Raw genomic sequence first — 240 nt, 5'->3', positions numbered from 1 at the left:
ATCGACGCCGTTGCGTACACCATCGAGCTATAGCCGAACAGCGGCTTGCGCGCGAACGCCGGGATCACCTGCGACACGATCCCGAACGCCGGCAAGATCATGATGTACACCTCGGGGTGGCCGAAGAACCAGAAGATGTGCTGATACATCACCGGGTCGCCGCCGCCTGCCGCGTTGAAGAACGACGTGCCGAAGTGGCGGTCGAACAGCACCATCGTGATCGCGCCAGCCAGCACCGGC

At 63.3% G+C, this 240-nt stretch carries 1 protein-coding gene; it reads right to left on the bottom strand.

Annotation, left to right across the window (positions count from 1 at the left end):
- On the bottom strand, positions 1–240 hold a 240-nt coding region (locus SB753_RS40865; RefSeq protein WP_410805652.1), incomplete at both ends, for a cbb3-type cytochrome c oxidase subunit I.

This window comes from Paraburkholderia sp. SIMBA_053, assembly GCF_046534895.1.
Lineage (GTDB): Bacteria > Pseudomonadota > Gammaproteobacteria > Burkholderiales > Burkholderiaceae > Paraburkholderia > Paraburkholderia caledonica.
This window is presented reverse-complemented; position numbering and strand designations above follow the sequence as displayed.